The organism is Oligosphaera ethanolica (assembly GCF_030814695.1).
Taxonomy (GTDB): Bacteria; Verrucomicrobiota; Lentisphaeria; order Oligosphaerales; family Oligosphaeraceae; genus Oligosphaera; species Oligosphaera ethanolica.
The window spans coordinates 1,923,010-1,945,215 of sequence record NZ_JAUSVL010000001.1; the positions used below are offsets into that span (position 1 = coordinate 1,923,010).

The following is a 22,206-nucleotide window of genomic DNA, read 5'->3' on the forward strand; positions in this document are numbered from 1 at the left end:
ATGACCTTGTTGTCCGCAACGCGCTGCTTCTTGGCAATAATGCTCTGCCTCGGCGTCCTGCCGGCGCTGGCTGATGACAGCGCGCGCATCCGCTTGGCGACCTTCAATATCCGCTGCCCCATGGACAAGCCACCCAACGACTGGCCCAGCCGCGCCCCGCGCGTCAAAGCCCTCATCACCAGGCATCAATTCGACATCGTCGGCCTGCAGGAAGCAACCCATAAACAGCTGCAGTTCCTGCTCAGTGACCCCGACTGGGCCAGCATCGGCGTCGGCCGCGCCGACGGCAAGCGCGGCGGCGAGTACAGCTGCATTCTCTTCCGCCCCGCGCGGTTTGAGCTACTGGCCTCAGACACTTTCTGGTTATCGGAAACGCCAGAAGTGGCCGGGTCCCAGTCTTGGGAAAGCGCCAATCGCCGTATCTGCACCTGGGGCCGCTTCCGCGATAAGATCAGCGGCAAGGAATTCGTCCTCTTCAATACCCACCTGGATCACCGCAGCAAAAAGGCGCGCCTCAATGGCGTGAAGCTGATTCTACACAGGATGGACGGCATCGCCAATGGCGCGCCAATCCTTTTCACGGGCGACTTCAACACCCTCCCCAACAGCAAAACCATCCTGGCCGTGCGGGAAAAACTCCACAACAGCAAAGCACTCTCCGAGATCGCCCACCTCGGCCCCGTCGGCACTCTCAATGGCTTCGTCTATGATCGCGATCAGCCGCCGAAACGGGAAATCGACTTCATCTTCGTCAGCAAGGGCGTACAGGTTCACAGCCACCGCACCATCGATGACACCGATGACGGTCTCTGCCCATCGGATCACTTCCCAGTCCTGTGCGAAATCACCCTGCCCTGAGCGGCCCGGCCTTAATTACCCTCGCCGCCCCCGTCAGCGCGGAGGGGATAGCGGCTCGTGATAATTGTAGGTAGATAAGTAGCGCTCGCCCGTATCCGGCAGAATCACCACTATCCGCTTGCCCGCCAGCGCCGGGCGCTTGCTCAACTCCAGTGCCGCAAACAAAGCCGCACCGGCCGATATGCCCACCAATATGCCCTCGCGCTGCGCCGCCAGCCGCGCTGCACTCATCGCTGCGTCTGCCGCCACCGGCATCACCTCGTCCAGCAAAGCCATATCCATGACGCCGGGAACAAAGCCCGCGCCAATCCCCTGTATCTTATGCGGGCCGGGCAGCCCACCGGACAGGACCGGCGAATCCTCCGGCTCCACCCCGACCAGCATCACCTTGGGCAGTCGCTTGCGCAGTGCCCGGCCGACGCCAGTGAAAGTCCCGCCGGTGCCAATGCCCGCCACCAAGACATCCACCCGGTCAGCCGTATCATTGAGTATCTCCTGCGCCGTGGTCACTTCGTGCATCGCCGGGTTGGCCTCGTTCATAAATTGCTGCGGCATGAAAGCGCCGGGATTGGCCGCCAAGATTTCTTCCGCCTTGGCAATGGCGCCGAGCATGCCCTTTGTGCCGTCAGTCAGCACCAGCTCGGCACCATAGGCCGCCATCAGCTTGCGCCGCTCAATGCTCATGGTCTCCGGCATCGTCAGGATCAGCCGATAGCCCTTGACGGCCGCTACCAGCGCCAAACCAATGCCGGTGTTGCCACTGGTCGGCTCCACAATCAAATTGCCCGGACGCAAACAGCCCCGCCGCTCGGCGTCATCAATCATCGCCAGCGCAATACGGTCTTTGACACTGCCACCCGGATTGAAAAATTCGACCTTGGCCAGCACTTCGGCCGCACCGCGATTGATCTTCGCCAGGCGCACCAGCGGCGTCTTGCCAATGGTGGCCAGGATATTATTCGCAATGGCTTCCATCTCCACATCTCCCTTGCCTGCCTTGTTCAAATGCTGTAATCGACCCCACCATGCTGCTTCAGCCAGCCTTCCAGCAGCATGCGCAACGTGTACTTTTTCAACACCTCTTCATAGGCCTTCGCCAAATCGCACCACACATCGCGGGTCATGCACTGACCCACAGCCTTGCACATGCTCGGCGTATGCACACATTCAACCGGCTCAATGCGCCCCTCCAACGCCGTCACCACGTCGTAGGCGGTCATCTCGTCCGGCGGCATGGCCAACTCATAGCCGCCATTCGGACCACGAATCGCCCGGACCAATCCAGCCGTCTTCAACGAATTCATCAGCACATGGATGTAATTGATGGTGATCTCTTCACTCTCTGATAGTTTGTCGACCTTGACAACGCCCTTGCCGTACTGCGCCGCTAAAGCCGCCATCAACCTCAGCCCGTACCTTCCCTTCGTCGATACCTGCATGACACCCTCTCTTTTTATGTGATTCAATTATGATAAGATCAATAACTTCTTGGGGATTGATTCCTAAATTATTGTATTGATCTGGAATATCAAATAAATCACTTAATAATAGTAAGTTTTTTCGCATACGACTCTATGAGAACAAGTTACGTCAAATTTAACGCCAAATTACACCCTGCTCACAACGCAAATGCCTGTCAGGAATCAAATAGTCGTGTATAATGCCGCCATACCCGCCCTCAGACTTTGACGCAGTCCGATCCGACTGATCCGACTGGTCCGACTGATCCGACTGATCCGACTGATCCGACTGATCAAGTCGTCCGATCCGTCCGATCCGTCCGATCGGTCCGATCCGTCCGCGATAAAAGACCGAAGATCCGACTGATCCGACTGATCAAGTCGTCCGATCCGTCCGATCCGACTGATGCTCTTAACTTAACGATTTCCCTGGCGCAAGTTGTTTCAACCAACACAGCCTTTTGTCATCGCGGCATTTCATCGCCGCGAAGCGGCAGAAGCGCTGAAAGCGCGAAATATGACAGCCCAGGGCGTCGCGCCGCCTTCGGCGTCGCTTGCCCTGGGCTATCTTAGGTCGCGCCTTCGGCGCTCAAAACCTCGGCGAATGATCTTGCGCATGGTTACCAATCAACTCCTCGCCAACCATTGCCAGTACACTAAATGAAGAGCATTGGACTGATCCGACTGATCCGACTGATCAAGTCGTCCGATCGGTCCGATCGGTCCGATCCGTCCGCGATAAAAGACCGAAGATCCGACTGATCCGACTGATCCGACTGATCCGACTGATCAAGTCGTCAGATCGGTCCGATCGGTCCGATCCGTCCGATCGGTCCGATCCGTCCGCGATAAAAGACCGAAGATCCGACTGATCCGACTGATCCGACTGATCCGACTGATCAAGTCGTCCGATCGGTCCGATCGGTCCGATCGGTCCGATCCGTCCGCGATAAAAGACCGAAGATCCGACTGATCCGGCTGATCAAGTCGTCCGATCGGTCCGATCGGTCCGATCGGTCCGATCCGTCCGCGATAAAAGACCGAAGATCCGACTGATCCGACTGATCAAGTCGTCCGATCGGTCCGATCGGTCCGCGATAAAAGACAGTTGCTCCGGCGGAAAAACAAGTTGCGGCATTTCATCGCCGCTTCGCGGCAAGGGAAAAGTAGGCTGGTGGCAAGGTATTACATGTGAGAGCGTTTGCACTGCAAAGTGTAAACGTAATTTACGCCCGTCGCGCTATCGCCTTGGCGTTGCGTTCAGATTTTCCCGCGCACTTCCCACAGGGTCAGGGTGCTCGGTTCCGGCCATGGTTCGGGGCGCGGCCGATCGCGATTAACCGGCATGGTTTCCCAGCGCAGCAGGTAGATGACATCCGAACCGTCATCGGCTGTACTGCGCACCGACTTCACCTGCAGGCCAGGAAAGGTCCCTTGCACCTTGCTCCAGTCCGCCGGCATCTTATCCCGCTCGATAGCGATTTTGCCAACGGGCTTGAGGGTCTGCGGGTCGAGTTTCCAGGTCCCGCTGCCCTTTTCGCGATTGCGGTAGCCCTGGGCAAGAAAACCATCGTCCGTCGGCCTGACCGCATCGCCGCTCACCTCGCAGGGCACGCAGCCGCCACCGGTGAACTCCCAACGCCAGTCCCAATCGCTGGTCTGAACGATGTTCCAGCGGTCGCCTTCGCGACGCGCGTTGTAGATCTGACTGTTGCCCTGCGCGTCGTACTTGTGATAGCTGAGTATCACCCGCTGCTCGGCATCAAAACCGATAGTGAAACCCATGTTGATCATGCCACTGAACTCGCGCGGCGTGGGGTCGACAATAAGCCCGGGTGTCTCCAGGGTCATCGGCAGCGTCACGGGCTGGCCGTCGGCTGTTTCCCAATGCCGCAGGTCGCGGCTACGCGCGTAGGACAAATTGTGGTTCGTCTCGCACTTGTACGTGTCCCGCCACATCCAACAGAGATGGAAATAGCCGTCGGGGCCGGCTTTGGGACCCGCGCAGTAGGCGTTCATCAAGCCCTTGCCGTCAGTCAGCGGCTGATCCAAAAGCCGTCGCCACTGGCGAGTCTTGAGGTCATAGACGTTGTAGATGTCATTGCCGCTGCCGCTCTGGCCATCGCGATAGGCGAAAATCAGCTCGTTTTGCGCACCGCGCAGGAAGCGCGGATAGGTGCAGCGTTTCTCCTCGCTGCCGACCATCGCCGGCACCTGCTCGAAGCTGCTGATGTCCAACGGCCGCGTCGTGCGGAAGTAAATCAGCGGCACGCAGTGCATATTGCCAGAGAGATGGATGTGATTGTCGTCATCAATGACCATGGTGAGATAATTGTGGCTGTCCCAGCCCGTGGTCGACGGCAGCAGCTGGTAACGCCAGGCGTCACTGCCCAATTCGCGTGACGCCACCGTCAGGCGCCGCTCAGCATCGTAGTAGGCAATAAACTGCTGCCCGCCCTGAGTCAAAAACGCAAAGCCCACCGGGTGGCCCGCCCACACCTTGCCAATCTCATGCTTCTTCAACACGTCCGCCATCCTTTGCTGCGAAAACGCCATGACACTACTGAAGACAAAAACCCAAAAAACACCTTGCTTGCGTATACTTGGCACGATAATATCTCCTAACTGGCCTGGCAATACCGCATTGCCACCTTTATGGTGAAAAGCTGCTTGGTCATTCGTTTGCACAACGCTCCAGTCATCGCCATTACTGGCAACACCCCGCACATTTCCAACCCGAGCAGCTTTTGCCCCCACACCCACACTCCTCTGGGACAACACCCATGCCACACCTCGATTTGAGCCATGACCTATCGCGCCAAACCGTCGTCGCCGACGGCCGCGACCTCTACCAAGGCCATCCCAGCAGCATACTGCTGCCCGACGGGCAGACTGTCGTCGCTGCCTGGACCGTCCAGCACGGCGGCCCCTGCGGCCCGCTCAAAATCAGCCGTGATGGCGGCAAATCCTGGGGCGAGCTCATACCCGTGCCCCACAACTGGTCGCGCTTCCGAAATTGCCCGACGCTCTTTCACCTGCCAACGCCGCCGCAGCCGCGACGACTCGTGGTCTATGCGCTGGAAATCGGCACCGACCACCTGGCCTGCGCTGAATCCCTGGACTACGGCGAAAGCTGGTCGCCTATGCGCGTCTGCGGCGGCACACCCATCCGCTGCGTCATGCCCTGGTGTTCCGTCTGGCGCGATGGCGCCGTCCTGCGCGCCCTCAGCAATGCCCGTGACCCCGACAGCGCCGATCCCTTCTCCAACCTGATCATCGGCGCCACCTCCCACGACGACGGCTTGAGCTGGGGCGACGCCCACACGCAAATCAACATCCCCGGCGCCAAGCTCTGCGAACCATGGGTCATCCCCTCCCCGCAGGGCGACGAGCTGGCCTGCATCATGCGCAGCAACCAGCCCGGCCGCCGCTCCATGATCGCTTTCTCGCAGGACGCCGGCGCAAGCTGGGCCGTGCCCATCGAACTACCCGAAGAACTGCACGGCGACCGCCATGTCGCCAGGTACCTCACCGACGGACGCATCATCGCGGCATTCCGCCGCGTCAGCACTCGCAGTTTTGATTTCTGGATCGGCAGCTGGGAGGACCTCAAAGCCCAGCGCCCCGGCGAACTCACTGGCACTTTCCTGCACCAACAAGGCACCGCCACCAAGCCCGCCAACGCCGACATCGGCTACCCCGGCCTGGAAGTACTCGCCGACGGCAGCGTCCTCGCCATCACCTACGCGCACTACCGCGAAAGTGACGCCGGCAACTCCGTCGTCGCCATCCGCTGCCACCCGCAGGAACTGCAGAAATCAGGCGCGATATAACACGCGCCAAGATAACAGGCCTTAAGCAAATAAAGCTGGCATTCCAGTCCTCGCCAGCAAATAAAACGGCCGAGACTCACTCACGTGAATACCGGCCGGTATTATTACTTTGCTGTTGCCCCAATACTTCTCAGGCCTTTTGGCGGCGGCGTTTCTTCATGCCCGCCGCGCCGCTGATGGCGCCACCAATGAGCAAGGTCGCCAGAACGCCCGGCAGGGGCTTACCAGACGGCCCTTCTTCACCAACACCGTAAATCGTAAAATAATTCGAACCCGTACCCTTAAATGACAGTTCATGATAAGCGGTTCCGGTGGCATCAGTATCTATAAAGGGTTTGCGATAGACCAATTCGGGCGAGTTTATCGGATTGTCCTTGCCAAAGATCGTCGCACCCGTGAATTTCTGGTCATTGGGGGTCAGCCACACGCCAAACTGATCACCAACAGTAAATGTGCCCAACTCATAGCCGGTCTTGATTATCGGGCCGTCGGTACCTTTGGCAACCAAAATTTCTTGTGTTTTTCCCGTGGCAACAACGGCCTTGCCGGAGCTCATATCCGCCCAACCATAGTGTTCCGGTGAACTCATCTCCGCCGTTATACTCAAAAGCTCTTTGTTTCCTGACATTTTTTTCAAGTCGTCAATCCGGTCCGCAATGTAAATGGACCCCGTACCCTCGGTAATACGCACATAGTAGGGCATACCTTTGATGCCAGGATCGATGCCAACGCCCCCAACGCCAAATGGCCCCGTAACAATTTCATATTGGAAGACGGCAAAGACGGGCATAGCCATCAGCGCCAACACCAACACCAACACCTTCGTCCTCATAATCTCCTCGCTTTCTGCACCAGCCGGTCACAATAAGAAATAACTCCACACATGGCTGCTCGTTGCTATATAGTGTAACGACAGCGCATTCTTTCCACAATGCCGAAAATTTATAACTTGTTGCTAACAAGTAATCTTTTGCACTCGATAGGAATAGCCGAAAAGGCAGGCACAGCACTAGCCACGCCACTTGGGAGAGCGCTGCGATACGTTTATTGTGCCTAACCGCAACCAGCCGCCAATTGCCATTGTGATAAATTTGTCAATTCCTGCTGGCACATGCCTAGATCCTTCCCTATTAGGAACTACCTGCAGAAACCGCCTTGCTTTGCCTTGTCGTAACCGTAATCGGTCACTCTTTGCTACCAGCCGTGCAACAGCATTATGTTTTCAGCACCTTCCCGGCGCCAGAATGCGGTTTTCGGCCCGAAGGGCCGCCTGGAGTTTGGCATTTTGCGGCTGGGGAAAACCTTCCGGCTCTGGTCGGTTTTGAGCCGGAACGGAGAAAAACTGGCTTGGCTTTTGTGCGCTGTAGGCGCAAAAACATGGCCCTCGAATGATGGTGGTTTTTTGCCCGGATCGGACAAAGCACGTCGTCAGATCGGCCAAGTTCGGCCCGAAGGGCCGTACCATGCATAACCCCAGGTGAGGCGCCCGGAGGGCGCCGCAACCCGGGGTATAGCAGCAACCAAGAATTACGCCCGGAGGGCGCCACATTGGCCAGGTACGTCGCGCCCCACCGCGCCAGAGAAAGGCATTACTGGCATCCAATATCAATGGTGACCGATTACACAAAAAACCGGCCGGTACTCACTCTCGTGAATACCGGCCGGTTTTTTAGCTATTCAGTTGTCTCGCTATGCCGCTCAGGCCTTCTGGCGGCGGCGCTTCTTCATGCCCGCCGCACCGCTGATAGCGCCGCCGAGGAGCAAGGTCGCCAGCGCGCCCGGCAGGGGCTGGCCTATCGGCGCACCCGGGCTGGCAACGCCGGCCAAGCCGAAGAATATGCTACCAACGCCGCCCGTAAAGTCCAGCTGATGCAATGTCATGCCAGTAGAATCCGTGCCCACGTAGGCATTCCGGTAGTTCATCGAGTCAGAGTTGAGATCGGCTCTGGCCTTGTCTAACACCGACGCGCCAATGGCACCTTTTTTCTTGGTCGTCAGCCACACGCCAATCTCGTCGCCGGCGCTGAACTCGCCCAGTTTGTAGCCCGTCTGGGTGACTAGGTCGTTGTTTTCATTCATTTGATGGTTGTAGAACGTCGTGGTCGACCCTTCGGCGCTATATTTGGTGCCCGTAGCTACATCCACCCAGCCGTATTTGGTCGTAGAACTCATGTCGGCTTTCATGCTCAGCAGCTCTTTGTTGCCGCTCATGCTGTACAGGTTGTTGATTTTGTCCACGATGTATATGGACCCCGTGCCCTCGGTCACTTGGATGGTGTAAGCAAAGCCATTAACAGCAGCGCTACCACTCCCGGCCACCGTGCTTTCCACAACGCTCCACTGGAACGCTGCAAAGGTCGATGCGCTCATTAAGGCCATCGCTAAGGTCATCAGTATCTTTTTCATTGTCGTACCCTCTTTCTACACGTTCCGCATGCTCACACTGTTGTTATTCAATCTCGCGTCGTGTCATGCAATAGTATAGCATTTCACATATGGATGACAATAGCTAGAACAGAACCATTCCTAAAAGAAGCAGGATAAGACAAAAAGCACAACTTGTCACAAAAAGTCAAAGCATGACATTGGCTACGGGAAGCAATGTTCACGCTTGTCGGGCACCCTGCCTTCGTCGTCTGTAGGGTGTTGTTTGCAAGCGATCTACATCATTCTATAATCGCATAAAAAAGCCCATTGCCACCGGTGCCGACCCACAGTTTGTTTGGGCGCTGTGGGTCAAAGGCAATGCTGCCCGCAGAGAGATTGTGCAACTTTTCGTTGTTGAGGCACTGCCAGGTGCCACCGCCGTCATTACTCAGATAGACCCCGTCGCCAGTACTCTGGTCGTGGTAAGGGTGATCCACCAGACCAATGACAAGGCGCCGGGGATTGCGCGGATCCACCGCGAGGCCCTGGGCAAATTTGTTCGCAAAAAGCTTTTGCCAGGTCTTGCCGTCATCACGACTGGCAAAAAGCCCGCCCTGGTGATCACGGCTGACGCGCGCGACCACGTAGATCACGCCGTCGCTGGCGACCACGATGCGTTTGAGGTCCGAACAGGGCATGTCGCCGGCCTTGGCCCAGCTCTGGCCGCTGTCCAGCGACAGGTACGCCGCAGGCTCGCGGTCCTTGCCGGCGCTAAAGATGCAGATCATCTTGCCGGCCGTCGTGGGATGCGCGGCGAACAGGCGTATGCCCGTTTCCGGCAGGCCCGCATTGCGCGGCTGCCAACTCTGGCCGCCGTCAGTACTGCAGAGCAGCCCCTTGGAAGCCTGGGTGAGATAGAGCACGGTGCCACCGTCGACACCGGGCAGCGCCGTGAGATTACCGGGCTTGTCGTCACCGAGACCGCTGTTCTCGCGGTTCAGCGGTGTCCAACTCTGCCCGCCGTCCCGCGTTTCGGCCATGATGCCGCTGCCGCGGCCGCCCCAAGACCCGAAGACACCCCAGGCGCGAGCGTCATCACGGCAATCGAAGACCATGGCAAAGCACGAATTCTGATGCGAGCCGGGAATGCCCTTCAGTGAGCGCCGGAAACTCTGGCCGCCGTCCTCAGTCCAGAGCAGGCCGATGTCGAAGTAGCCGAAGAACACCTTGTCGGCGATGCGCGGATGGGGCATGACGTTGTGCAGGCAGGTGACCTCCAAGCCAGTGCCGGCGACGCGCCCGTCGTCGAATTGCCGGCAGTAACGTTGTTCCCAGCTGCCGCCGTCGTCGTCCGTGCAAATGACATGGCCCGACGTGCCGAAGTAGAGGCGATCGGGTTTGACGGGCGACAGCGTCAGGCAGGTGACGCTCGGGCCCCAGAAGTTAATCCAGCCAGGCTGGTAGTTGCTGTTTTCGTCGCGGGTGTTCCTGAGCAGAGCCTGCCAGTTCCGGCCGCCATCGCGGCTCAGATAGACCGTGGCATTCACCCAGGCGTAGCCGCCGGCCCAAACTTTGTCCGCATCACGCGGATCCACCTGCAGGCGATCGACATTGCAGGTGAGCATCACTGTGTCGCTGGCCTTAGGCGCCGCCCGATCCGGCAGCCCCGCGCTGCGGGCCTGCCAGCTGCGGCCGCCATCGTCCGAGCGGTACACGCCACCCTGCCAGGGCGTTTCGCCAGACGCGGCGCGCATGCTCAGATAAATCACATCGGGATTGCTCGGCGCCATAACCATACGCCGCGCGCGACGATGCGCCGGCAGGCCGTCGTTGCTCTCCTGCCAGCTGGCACCGCCATCGACACTGATGAAGACACCACGGCTGCTGGCGATCAGCAGGCGCTGGTCATTGCGGGGATCAATCTGCAACGCCGTGATATTGCACTTCTCCGGCAACTGGCCCGCAGGCACAATCTGCGACCAACTGTCGCCGCCATCCAGCGAACGGTAGATCTCGCTGCGGAAATGCTTGTCGCCGCGTGGGTCGCCGATAGCCGCATAGACCACCTGTGGCTTACCGGGCACAAAGGAAATAGCCGATATGGGCGCAGACCAGCCGTGCTCGTTGATCGCCGGAAAGCCCTCGCGCAGCCATTGCCACCTGCGGCCACGATCGCGACTGCGATACACCCCGCTACGGCAACCGAGGAAGATCAACGCGGGATCTGCCGGGTGCGGCGCAATCACCTCCACGAAGTAATCCTGCAAGCCCGTGTTGTACACCCGGTAGCTCTTGCCACCATCCGTCGAACGATAGAAGCCGCCGACATCACAGCCGACGAAAAGCTCGTCGGCGTCAAAAAGGCTGGCGGCGATACTCTGGATCCAGCCGCCGCCGCCAGGGCCGACATTGGTCCACGCCACCGCGCTGGGGGGCTGTTGCTGCTGAACTTGCGCGAGGGCCGCCGTAGCCGCCACGAGCAGGCAGGCGAGGGTCTTCTTCATTTTCACTCTCTCCTTGGGGTTGCCTGGCGACTGCCGAGCGGCCAACACGTGTCAGCGGCCTTCGTCGCCTCAGAGTTCTATCACGCGGTTGCTCTGCGCGGACTCGATCAGAGCCAGCGCGACTTTGACGGCATTGACGCCGTCTGCGACCGTCACTTTTACCTTGCCCTTGCCCAGAATGGCGTCCAGCCAGACATTGTCTTCAGCCTGGAAAACTGGCAGCGGATCGGGAGTTTTATAAACCACGGGGTCCTGGCCCTTCAAAGTCAGCGTCACTTCCGGCACGCCCCACTTGTAGCTCACGCAGCCATTCTCGCCATACACGTCCATGTAGTTGTTGCTGCGACCAAAGCGCTGCCAGCCGCCGCTGAGATTACAGATCACGCCATTGCGGAAAGTCATCGTCCCCGAGATGTAGTCGGCCGGCTCCGCTTGGTCGCGGCTGAGCAGGGAGCTCTGCGCATACACCCGCTGCGGCATACCAAATGACCAGTTGAACAAATCAAAATGATGGATGAACATGTCGAGCGCCATGCCGCCACTGCGGGCAAAATCCACAAACCAGTCGCCGTCCAGCCGCTTGAAAGCGCCGAACATCATATCAGCCGTCGCCACACGCAGGGTGCCAAGCACGCCCGAAGCGACAATCTCGTGAAATTTCTGTTGACCAGCGCCGTGCCGGCGCACAAAGCCCACTGTCACCGGCGCCTGGTAGCCCTTGAGCAGCTTGAGAATCTCGTCGGCTTCGGCCAGACTGCGACACAGCGGCTTTTCGCAGAATATCGGCTTGCCGGTCGTGGCCGCAGCGCGAATGCCCTCGATGTGCGCGAAGGTCGGCGAACAGATCATTACCGCATCGACATCGGCCCGCCCGGCGAGCTCCGGCGCCGACGCGCAGATGGCCGCGTGGTACTTGTCCCTGACGCCCTGCGCGGCCGCCGGCAACGGATCGTACACTGCGGTAATGGCCACGTCCTCGCGAACCGTAATCGCCGGCGCGTGCGTCGTCGCGCCCATCCGCCCAGCACCAATCAAGCCAATACGAATTGCCATCGCTCTACTCCTTACTCCTGCATTCTGTGATGAGACCAAACCCCATAACACCACGGGCCAAGGAAGCCAGTAATATACCCGCCGATCTCCCCCGGGCCATATAACAAAATGGACACGATGGACGCAATGGACACGAGGGACACGATGGACACGATGGACACGATGGACACGATGGACGCGATGGACACGCGGCTATGCGCGCTCGTATCGCGGCCGTGGAGTGGGCGTCTCGCCCACTCCGACAAGACGGCTCATGACACCGTCCTCGTCATCCACGCCGACCGTACCCGGCCCATCTCCCCCGCCGCACGAGCCGTGCGCACAGCGGCCGTGGAGTGGGCGTCTCGCCCACTCCGACAAGACGGCTCATAAAACCATCCTCGTCATCCACGCCGACCGTACCCGGCCCGTCTCCCCCGCCGCACGAGCCGCTGCTACTCTGGACCCGCTTTGACTCCGCTGCCGCAAAGATCGGCGGAAATCAAGGTCGAATGGTTGGGCGGCGGTTGGCCGTGGGTTTCCTGCAAATTGTCCCCGGTGTTTTCCTCACCGGGGTGGTTACTGACCGATTACGACCCATTCGTCCTTTTCACGCCCCCGCTGTTCTTCTCGCCGATTTTGCGACTACATTATCCCTGTTTCGCTACCTTCGCCCCCTTCACGCTTTCCCACCCCACCAGCCACAAACGGAGCACACCATCATGGAAATCTACGATGTCTGCATTGCCGGCGGCGGCACCGCCGGCGCCATTGCCGCAATCCAATCCGGCCGTCTCGGCGCCAAGACCATCCTCATTGAAATGACCGGCCAGCTCGGCGGCACCATGACCTCCGGCGGCGTGTCGGCACCGGCCTACTTCTGGAGCCCGCTGCGGCAGATCATCGCCGGCATCGGCTGGGAAATCGCCACGAAATGCCAGCAGCTCGGCGGCGCCAACATTCCGGATTTCACCGTGCGCAATCCGCGCCGCCCGAGCTACCACCTTGGCGTCAACGCGCCGCTGTGGGCCATCCTCTGCGAAGAAGCCTGCATCCAGGCCGGCGTGCACATCCACTACCACGAAGTGTTCTTCAAAGTCGCCAAGCACGACAGCGAATTCTGGCACGTGGAAACCGTCGGCAAAAACTGCCATCATAGCTTCCTGACCCGCGAGATCGTCGACTGCACGGGCGACGCCAACATCGTCGCCATGCTCGGCCTGCCACGCACCCGCGACGAAATTCGCCAGCCCGGCACCCTCGAATTCCGCATCGGCGGCATCGACCCCAACACGCTGAACGCCGACGCCGTCCAAAAGGCCTACGACCAAGCCATGGCCGACGGCACCCTCAAGCACGGCGATTTCTGCTACGCGAATCGGCCCTTCATCGACTACATCAAGAGCGGCGGTGGCAATCTCCAGCATGTCTTCGGCGCCGACAGCACGACGTCGCCCCTCCTCACGCAAGCCAATATCGACGGCCATCAGGGCCTACTGCGCATGCTACGCTTCCTCAAGACCGTCCCCGGCTGCGAAGGCGCCAAGATCACCTACATGGCTGACGACTGTACCGCGCGCGACACTTGGCGCATCGTCGGCGAAACCACGGTCACCTACGACGACTACATGAACGCGCGACATTTCCCGGACGCCGTCGCCTACACCCTCTACTTCATCGATGTCCACAATGACACCGGCACCTACCAGGAATTCCTCCCGCCGGAAAAAGTGCCGACGCTGCCCCTCGGCTGCCTGATCCCCAAAGACGCCGAACGCATCATGGTCGCCGGCCGCATTCTCGCCAGCGACAAGCTGGCGCACTCCGCCCTCCGCGTCGAGGCGTCATGCATGGCCATGGGCCAGGCCGCCGGCGCCGCCGCAGCCATGGGCGCTCTCCGCAAAATGCCTTCACGGAGCGTCCCGCTGGCAGACCTGCGCCAGGCCCTCCGCGACCACGGCGCCATCGTGCCTTGAGCTTTCCCAATACCCGCCTTGCCTCGCGCCATGCAGCACAATCGTCCAGTCGCCCATCCCTCAACCTCGAGGTGCCCTATGCGAATTCTGCTGACATTTCTGTCCATGACCGCAATGACTCTTACCGCCGCTGACAACATGCTCGGCAATGGCGGCTTTGAGGGCGACTGGCAAGATATCGACATCGCGGCCAAGGACGGCGGCCGCATTCAAGGCCAAATACCCGCCGGCTGGCGAGATAATTCCAACTGGGCCGCCGTGTCCGCCGTCTACAGCTGCGACCGCCAAATGCCCAACAGCGGCGACGCCTGCCTGAAGGTCACGGCCGCGCAGGTCAACAGCGGCAATGTCCAACTCGCCGCACAGACCTTGACCCTCACCGAGCCCGGCATCTATCGCATCAGCGTCCACCTGCGCAGCGAACGCGCCGGCGCCCTGCGCCTGCAACTGCGCCAGGAGGCCGCGCCCTATGCGGCCTACGGCGGCATGCTGGTCATGCCCACGCCCGAATGGGCCAAGTACGAATTCATCGCCGATGTACCCGCCGACATTCCTTTCATGCTCTTGATTCTCACCGGGGCGCCCACCGAATATTGGGTGGACGACGCCATCCTCGCCAAGGCCGACCTCCAGAATGTCCCACCGCCGCCCGGCGGCAATCTCGTCGCCAATGGCTCCTTCGAAGCCGGCATCGGCAACGGCTGGTCCGTGCAAAATGGCGAAAAATTGACCTGGGCATTTCAGGACAACCGACCCGAAGTCGTCACCGATGGCAGCGCCACCGCCGGCGAACGCTACCTGCGCCTGCGCGTGCCGCCAGGCAATAACGGCCAAATCCGTAGCCAGCTGATCCGCTGGTCGCCCGGCTACAACTACCGAGCCGGACTCTGGATCAAAGGCACCAACGGCGGCAAGGCCGCCCTCCGCCTGCGTGGCGCCACCCGCAACTCGCCCGTCGCCGCCAGCCACGACGTCGTTCTCAGCGGCGTCTGGCAACGCGTCGCCATGCCTTTCAAACTCGATAAGTTCATTGAGCTGGGCTGGCTGACCCTGGAAGTGCCCGCCCAGGAACAGGAAGTCATCGTAGCCATTGACGATCTGCGCGCCGAGGTCGATCCACCCCTACCACCGCAATTTGCCGCCAATGCCGAAATCACCATCGCTCTGGATACCCCCGGCAAGATCGTCCTCGACGGCGAAAAACAGTCCTTCGCCATCGCCTGCCACGGCGGCAACGCCGCCAGCGACGATCTGCTGCTGACTATCACCGATTTCCGCGGCAAAACCATCCTCACCCGCCGCCTGCCACCCACCAGCCAGACGCTGCCCGTGCCCAATCTCGCCGGCCATGGCGTCTTCAAGGCCCGCCTGGAACTGCGGCGTGGCGACGCCCTGCTGGCCCATCCCGCCGAACAACTGTGGTCGCAACTGCCCCAGCCGCGCGACATTCCCCCGACCGCATCGCGCTTCGGCGTCCACATCTCCCTCTCGCCATACTTCTTCGCGCTAGCGCGCCGCAGCGGCCAGCGCTGGCTGCGCCTGCATGACACGTCCATGATCGCCAAATGGGCCGAACTCGAACCCGAAGAAGGCCAGTTCCTCTTCTACGACGACGCAGTGTCCGGCGCCCACGACGCCGGCCTCGCCATCCTCGGCATGCTCGACGGCATTCCCTACTGGCTCACCAGCGGCAAACGCGAAACCGGCTACTGGAGCCGCTGGCATATCCCCGACCGCCCCGACACCATGGCCAAATGGGAACAGTACTGCCGCACCGCCATCAGCCACTACCAAGGCCGCATCGACCACTGGGAAATCTGGAATGAACCATGGGGCCGCTGGTGGCTCACCCGCGGCGGTAAACCCGAAATGTACGTCGAGTTCATGCGCCGCGCCTACCAAATCAAGCAGGACATCCACCCCGACGCGGTCATCGTCGGCGTCGATACCTACCGCGGCAATGAAAAATGGACCAGCGACGCCCTCGCCGGCGGCACGGGCATCTTTGATGTCTTCAGCTACCACGAATACAACAACGCCCTCATGGGCGAACCCGGCGCTCCCATCGGCGTCGCCACCAGCACCGCGCGCTGGCGAGAACTCCTGGCCGAGCACGGCGGCGAACGGCCCATCTGGAACACCGAGGGCGGCTCGGAAAGTATCGGCTCTTGCTACCGCCCCGAAACCGGCGGCATTCCGTACCTGCTGCAGCCAGCCTACATCGTCCGCTTCGATGTCTGCGGCATGGCCGCCGGCGTCGAACGCTTCTTCCTTTACTCCCTGCACCCGGACCGCGGCGAAGGCAATATCTTCTGCGCCAATCTCGAACACGACCGCGCCATCAAGCCCCTCCTCGCCGCCCGCGCCGTCCTCGCCAGTCTCATGGACGGCAATGGCCTACCCACTGAAATCGCAGTCGCCGACGGCATCCGCTGCTTCCGCTTCCCACCCGAAAATGGCCGCACCCTCCATGTCCTCTGGGGCAATGGCAATACCCCACTGCCCGACTCCATCACCAAAGACGCCGACATCATGGACATCTGGGGCAATCCCCTCCCATCAACCACCATCACCCCCAGCTTCGAACCCATATACCTGCGCAAATAAGCCCCCACAATCACTTTTGCCCGCCACAGCTTCCGCAGTGTGTAAGAGCCTTATCAAAAAATCGGCGGTATTCTGCGACATCTAATGTCAGCATGCATCCCCTCGCGCGCTCGTATCGCGGCCGTGCTGCGGGCTCTCAGCCCGCAGCACGATCGGGAGACACAACAGCAACGATCATTTTTCCCTGCCGTGACGATTGCAAACGAAACACCGCCAGCTACATTAATCACCGCTCATCAGCCGGAGTGGCGGAATGGCAGACGCGCTAGACTCAAAATCTGGTGTCCGTAAGGGCGTGCGGGTTCGACTCCCGCCTCCGGTACCACTGATAATCAAGGACTTACAGCTTCGGCTGTGGGTCCTTTTTTATTGCCCGAATAGCGCCATTTGGTGTCAAAAACGATGTCTTTTCATCAGACAAACGGATAAAAAGCGGATAAATTCCCCCTCACCCCAAAAAAGAACCGGCCGGTGGCGGAGGGGGTCCGCTACCGGCCGGTGTGCGTTCAATGGTGACGTGATGAGGGTTACGGAACGACTCCCCAGAATTTATCGGTATCGCCGGTATTGGCGTCGATTGGCAGGGCATTGAGTTTCATGCTGGTGACGTGGCCATCCGCGAAGCAGACATTGAGCATGGAGTTTGAGCTATGGCGGAGGAAGCCGCCGCCGGACATAGCCTCGGAGCGTTTGCTAAGGTAGCAGCTGACGCCCCACTGGGAGGTGGTGATGCGGCTCATGTCCATGCAGAAACTGCGGCTGGACGGATTCGTGATGTTCATGATGGTATTGACTTTGTCGGCGGCGCCGGTGACGCCATAGGACAGATAGCCGGCGGCGTTGCCGCCATAGTGCAGGGACTTGTAGCTGTAGTCGCAGCCTTCGGAGCTGGGGCAAGCGAAAGGATCGCGGGGTATGCGGCCGGTACTGGTGGTTTTGCCAAAGTGGAAGCTCCAATCGCCTGGGGTGACACCGGGATAAATGTAGGGCATGAGCACATCGGGCCATTTCCCGTAGGTCGTCGGCCGGATGGACCCGCTGCGTTTCTGGATGACGCCGTCGTTGTCGTCCAGGTACATGGTCTGGTAAAGACCGATCTGCTTGAGGTTATTGACGCAGGTGATGCTGCGGGCCTTGTCGCGCGCCTTGGCCAACGCTGGCAGCAGCATGGCGGCAAGAATAGCAATAATGGCAATAACGACCAGCAATTCAATGAGGGTGAAAGACATACCATTCTTCATTCGTCTCCAAGACATCGTAGGCTTCTCCTAAGTTTGTTCGTCGTTCTGTCAAAATTAACACCTGTTATGAAATCTTAACTAGCTTTAGTAGAACCACTTGCGACCTTTTCTTTCTCTATCCTGCAATTTAACTGAAAAACATCCTTGCATTTTGGCTTGAAAAGGGTCAACGTGGAGACTTTGTTTTTGTTGCACCAAGAAGCAAAGGAGCTCCACGTGACCACATCATTACCACGACTTGCCCGCTGGATTTGCCGCCAGCTCACCTACAACATGTTTGCGTCGTTGATGGTTATTCTCAACGAGATTCTCTCCGGCCAGCGCAGTGAGTATCCCTTCAAGGCGGAGAAGCCAAGCGAGAACTTCCGCGTTTTCCGCGTTGATTTGGAGCCCCCGCTGACCGAGGAACCGGCGTTGGACCGGTCGCCGGCAAGAAACTCCGACTATCGTCGTCTGCTTGCTGAATATGCCCAAGCTCATGGCAAGGCGCTTACGCCGGTGCGTTCCCGCAAGGGCGTACGCGTTCCGGAAGCTTGCCAGTGCGAACACTGTGGAGCTCCGGCCGCCTATCTTTATGTGAATGACGGGCGTCTCGCCAGTCAGTACCGCTGCAAAATCTGCCACGCGTTGGGACAGATTGCGCCGACTCGCCGGAAAAGTGAAGCCAAGTATTGGTGTCCGAGCTGCTCGCGTGCGCTTTACGTATGGAAGCAGTCCGAAACGGAAACCATCTACAAGTGTGGCAATGACCAATGTCGGCATTACCTGGACCGACTGGCGCGGCTGACGCCGGAGGAACGCGAAGCCAGGAAAAGGAACATATACGATCCCAACTACAAGCTGCGTTATCAGTTCCGCGAATTTCACCTCAAACCCGAGGATCTGGCCTGCCGACGTCCCCAAGGCGGCTCCAACGTCGACCTCTCGCGCATCCACAACTCTCCGCGGACCTTGTCCCTGGTGCTTAGTTGTTTCGTCAATGTTGGACTGAGCTCCCGGCAGACGCGCAACCTACTGGCCGGATTCTTCGACATTCATATCTCGCACCAGACGGTGATCAATTACGTCAACGCCGCGGCGGAACTGCTGGCGCCATGGGTGGACAAGCACATGCCCGTGCCGGAAGCAATGGCGGCCGCCGATGAAACCTACATTCAAGTCAACGGCCAATGGAACTACACCTGGCTGGTCGTGGAAGAGAAACGAAGAGCCATCTGCGGCTACAATCTCTCGCAGACGCGCGGCACGCAGCCAGCCGTCGCCACGCTCTACAACGCCTTCGGGCCGCCAGACGCCACGACGCCCACGCACACCTTTGTCAGAGACGGCTGCCCGTCGTACGACAACGCCGTGCATGCCTACAACAACGCGGCGCTCGAGGCGGGGCGGGAAGCGACCAACAAGGCCATAACCTCCATAACCGTCATCGGACTGGAAAATCGCGACGAAGTCTCAGCGCGATACAGAGCATTCAAGCAGCTTATTGAACGCTTGAACCGGACCTACAAGTTCCATACCAGGCCAAGAGCCGGCTTCAAAAGCTTTGATGGCGCCTGCGCGCTCACGACGCTGTTCGTCGCCTTTTACAACCACTTAAGACCTCATTCAGCCATTGGCAACGAGGTTCCGGTGCCTCTGCCGGAACTGGCCGGCGTCAAGCTCTATCAGGAACAGTGGAAGAGGCTGCTGGCGCTGGCCGCCGCGTAACGAGAAGCCTGAGAACCGGTTCGGCCGGAACGTGACCGTCTCAACGTTTGCCGGCGACGACGTCAAGGAAACCGTGGAATAACTTGCCTTGCTGAAGCAAGGCAAGCTTATGCCGCGAAAGTTCCTTGACGCAGAGGAGCCGGCAAACCCGCTTGCAGAACGTTCCGAGCCGAATACCGGGGCGAGGGCTTCGACAAAGACGCCCCAAATCGGTGATGTTTTTCAGTTTTTCAAAGAGCAATGCACTGAGTTGCCTCAGTTTTCATTCTTTCATGGAGATTTTACAGAACCTTGTTCGTGAAAAAATAATAGAAGCAAGAGGGACTGCGGCATTATACAAAAATAAAGCATGCAAAACAAGTGCTAATATAAGAATAGTTGCGTATTTACCAAGACAGCAGGGGAAAATAATCGCAGCGTGACGCAGAAGTTGTGACAGCCCACCGCGGCGCTGCCCACCATCAGCCAATGAAATAGCAGTTTGCAGAGCGCAAAACAATGCTGTGGGGCCATACTATTGTTTTCTGCCGAAGCTGGTGGATCGGACGGATCCGACGGATCGTCGACTTGATCGGTCGGATCCGTCTGATCCGTCCGATGATTCGTAGAGCGCAGCCGGTTGATGCGGCTGCGAACGGGAGCTTATAGCATGCACATCGTGATAGCGGCTGATTCGTACAAAGGCTGTATGCGCAGCGACGACGTCTGCGCGGTGATTGCGGCGGGTTTTGCCGCCGAATTGCCGACGGCAGAGCTTTGCTGCGTGCCCATGGGCGATGGCGGCGAAGGCACGCTGGCAGCGGTGGTCGCTGCCACCGGCGCGACCTTGCGGAGCGTGCCGGTACTGGATCCTCTCGGCCGCGGCATCACGGCGCAGTTCGCGATGATGCCGGACGGCCGCCGCGCCTTCGTCGAGATGGCCGCCGCCAGCGGCATTGAGTTGCTGCGGGCAGCCGAGCTGGATCCGCTCCGCGCCACTAGCTACGGCACGGGCCAGCTCATCCGCGCGGCCATGGACGCCGGCGCCAAGGAGATCGTCGTCGGCATTGGCGGCAGCGCGACGGTTGACGGCGGCGCCGGCCTGCTCCAGGCGTTGGGCTACCGGCTGCTGGACGCCGATGGCCGGGAACTGCCGCACGGCGGCGCGGCGCTGGCGTGCCTGGCAGCAATTGATAGCGGTGGCTGCGACAAGCGCCTGCGGGCGCTGCGCCTGCAGGTCGCCTGCGATGTCACCAATCCGCTGACGGGGCCCCGCGGCGCCGCGGCGGTATTCGGTCCACAGAAGGGTGCGACGCCGGCCATGGTCGCCGAACTCGACGCGGCATTGACGCACTGGGCGGCGGTCCTGCAGGCGCAAGGCCTGGCGAAGGACCTGGACCAGCCCGGCGATGGCGCCGCCGGCGGCGTCGGTTTCGTACTGCGGGCCATCGCGGGCGCCGACATGCGCTCCGGCGCGCGCATGGTCGCTGAACTGGTCGGCCTGCCGGAAAAACTGCGGCGCGCCGACCTGCTGATCACCGGCGAAGGACGGACGGACCGCCAAAGTCTCGACGGCAAATTGCCCGTGGTGCTGGCCGACCTGGCGCGCGCCGCCGGCGTGCCTTGCGTGCTGCTCTCGGGCGCCATTGAGGGCGACCAAGAGCCATTGCGCGCGCATTTCGCGGCCTGCTTCAGCACGGTACCGGCAGTCATGCCGCTCGACGAAGTCCTGGCCCAGGCGCGGCAGAGCCTCTACGACCAAAGCCGCGCCATCGCCGCCATGCTGCGCCTACCACACCCATACTGAAATGCGTTTTTCCGCAGCTGCCGCAGCTGAATGATCATTCTTCAAAAACTGCGATAAGCAGCGGTATCGGCGGGGAAAAAGGCCCAAGTGAACTGCGCCTAGGTTCTGGCAGGATGACGATCGGCGCATTACTGTAATTTACGGTACAGCTCCGGTATGGGGCGAATCCCAGAATGCAGGTAAAGGAGGATATCACGTGGGCATTGTCGTTGATCATGATGAACGGCAGCGGGAGATACTCATAAAGGCTTTGAAATTGTTCGGGGAGCGCGGTTATCCGGATGTGACTTACCAGCAGTTGGCTGCGGTCTGCGGATTATCGCGGACCACCTTATACAAGTATTTTCAGAACAAGCGGCAGATTTTTGGCAATGCGATCATGTACCAAGTCGGTGTAATCGGCCACCGTTTTCAGGAATCGATCAAGAGCAATCCCGACCTGAACGCATCTGAGAAACTCAATTTAGTGTTGAGTCAGGCGATAGACCTGCTGTTTCGCAGCCGGCATCTTTTGCAGGCCATTGTCGAGTACTTGATCAACCAGCGGCGGCAGGAGCAGCCCGTGGCGCGCAAGATCCGCCGCCACACGGTAGCCTTTCGGCGGACACTGAAGAAGCTGGTGCAGGAAGGCATAGAGACAGGGCTTTTCCGCGTGACGGATCCCGATTTGGCGACTAATCTGCTGTACGGCTTGATGGAAAGTGCCTCGCTGCGCATTACGCTGATCGAAGACGCCGACCGCGATGAGTTGCAGCGGCTCTGCCGGCTGATGATTCGGTCCATGGAAAAATAAGCCGCCGGAGTACAAGACTTGCCGACCTGCGGCCGGTGGCGC

15 protein-coding genes and 1 tRNA gene are annotated in these 22,206 nt (G+C 59.8%); 8 read left to right on the forward strand and 8 right to left on the reverse strand.

The genetic code is table 11. From position 1 onward, the window contains the following. A complete protein-coding gene (locus J3R75_RS06485) occupies positions 1-858 on the forward strand; it encodes an endonuclease/exonuclease/phosphatase family protein (RefSeq protein WP_307260618.1) in 858 nt (285 codons plus the stop codon). Positions 859-891: 33 nt separating this feature from the next. Here J3R75_RS06485 and cysK read toward each other — a convergent pair whose 3' ends face one another. From cysK to J3R75_RS06500, 3 genes are all read right to left on the reverse strand, one after another. Then, entirely contained in the window at positions 892-1,833 is a 942-nt protein-coding gene (gene cysK / locus J3R75_RS06490) for a cysteine synthase A (RefSeq protein WP_307260619.1), read from the reverse strand. 26 nt (positions 1,834-1,859) lie between these two features. Beyond that, on the reverse strand, positions 1,860-2,297 hold the full coding sequence (locus J3R75_RS06495; RefSeq protein WP_307260622.1) for an RrF2 family transcriptional regulator: 438 nt from the start codon (positions 2,295-2,297) through the stop codon (positions 1,860-1,862). 1,281 nt (positions 2,298-3,578) lie between these two features. Beyond that, a complete protein-coding gene (locus tag J3R75_RS06500; protein ID WP_307260624.1) occupies positions 3,579-4,844 on the reverse strand; it encodes a BNR repeat-containing protein in 1,266 nt (421 codons plus the stop codon). 257 nt (positions 4,845-5,101) lie between these two features. Between J3R75_RS06500 and J3R75_RS06505 the strand changes: the two genes are divergently transcribed. Next, on the forward strand, positions 5,102-6,151 hold the full coding sequence (locus J3R75_RS06505) for a sialidase family protein (protein ID WP_307260625.1): 1,050 nt from the start codon (positions 5,102-5,104) through the stop codon (positions 6,149-6,151). Between the two features lie 130 nt (positions 6,152-6,281). On the opposite strand, the gene J3R75_RS06510 is transcribed toward J3R75_RS06505, so the two are convergent. The 4 genes from J3R75_RS06510 to J3R75_RS06525 all read right to left on the reverse strand — a co-directional run bounded on the left by J3R75_RS06510 (position 6,282) and on the right by J3R75_RS06525 (position 12,075). Continuing rightward, positions 6,282-6,983: a hypothetical protein gene (locus J3R75_RS06510; RefSeq protein ID WP_307260627.1), complete on the reverse strand. Its 702-nt coding sequence runs from the start codon at positions 6,981-6,983 to the stop codon at positions 6,282-6,284. Between the two features lie 866 nt (positions 6,984-7,849). Beyond that, on the reverse strand, positions 7,850-8,557 hold the full coding sequence (locus tag J3R75_RS06515) for a hypothetical protein (protein ID WP_307260629.1): 708 nt from the start codon (positions 8,555-8,557) through the stop codon (positions 7,850-7,852). A gap of 260 nt (positions 8,558-8,817) precedes the next feature. After that, positions 8,818-11,022 (reverse strand): sialidase family protein, encoded by a 2,205-nt coding sequence (locus J3R75_RS06520; protein WP_307260631.1) that lies wholly within the window; start codon positions 11,020-11,022, stop codon positions 8,818-8,820. Positions 11,023-11,091: 69 nt separating this feature from the next. Continuing rightward, positions 11,092-12,075 (reverse strand): Gfo/Idh/MocA family protein, encoded by a 984-nt coding sequence (locus J3R75_RS06525; protein ID WP_307260633.1) that lies wholly within the window; start codon positions 12,073-12,075, stop codon positions 11,092-11,094. Between the two features lie 701 nt (positions 12,076-12,776). On the opposite strand from J3R75_RS06525, the gene J3R75_RS06530 reads away from it, so the two are divergent. The 3 genes from J3R75_RS06530 to J3R75_RS06540 all read left to right on the forward strand — a co-directional run bounded on the left by J3R75_RS06530 (position 12,777) and on the right by J3R75_RS06540 (position 16,962). Beyond that, positions 12,777-14,030 carry an FAD-dependent oxidoreductase gene (locus tag J3R75_RS06530; RefSeq protein WP_307260634.1) on the forward strand — a complete coding sequence of 418 codons (1,254 nt, stop codon included), beginning with the start codon at positions 12,777-12,779 and terminating at the stop codon, positions 14,028-14,030. Between the two features lie 78 nt (positions 14,031-14,108). Continuing rightward, the gene (locus J3R75_RS06535) at positions 14,109-16,637 is read left to right on the forward strand and encodes a carbohydrate binding domain-containing protein (RefSeq protein ID WP_307260636.1); all 2,529 of its coding nucleotides are present in this window, start codon (positions 14,109-14,111) and stop codon (positions 16,635-16,637) included. 239 nt (positions 16,638-16,876) lie between these two features. Continuing rightward, positions 16,877-16,962: transfer RNA gene (locus J3R75_RS06540), tRNA-Leu, on the forward strand. A gap of 202 nt (positions 16,963-17,164) precedes the next feature. On the opposite strand, the gene J3R75_RS06545 is transcribed toward J3R75_RS06540, so the two are convergent. Further along, entirely contained in the window at positions 17,165-17,866 is a 702-nt protein-coding gene (locus J3R75_RS06545) for a prepilin-type N-terminal cleavage/methylation domain-containing protein (RefSeq protein WP_307260638.1), read from the reverse strand. A 228-nt stretch (positions 17,867-18,094) separates the two neighbouring features. Here J3R75_RS06545 and J3R75_RS06550 point away from each other — a divergent pair, with 228 nt between their 5' ends. The 3 genes from J3R75_RS06550 to J3R75_RS06560 all read left to right on the forward strand — a co-directional run bounded on the left by J3R75_RS06550 (position 18,095) and on the right by J3R75_RS06560 (position 22,164). Next, positions 18,095-19,585, forward strand: coding sequence for a DDE-type integrase/transposase/recombinase (locus J3R75_RS06550; protein ID WP_307260639.1), 1,491 nt, complete (start codon positions 18,095-18,097; stop codon positions 19,583-19,585). A 649-nt stretch (positions 19,586-20,234) separates the two neighbouring features. Next, positions 20,235-21,371, forward strand: a complete 1,137-nt coding sequence (locus J3R75_RS06555; RefSeq protein ID WP_307260641.1) for a glycerate kinase — start codon at positions 20,235-20,237, stop codon at positions 21,369-21,371. Between the two features lie 196 nt (positions 21,372-21,567). Beyond that, positions 21,568-22,164, forward strand: coding sequence for a TetR/AcrR family transcriptional regulator (locus J3R75_RS06560; RefSeq protein WP_307260643.1), 597 nt, complete (start codon positions 21,568-21,570; stop codon positions 22,162-22,164). Positions 22,165-22,206: the final 42 nt, after the last annotated feature.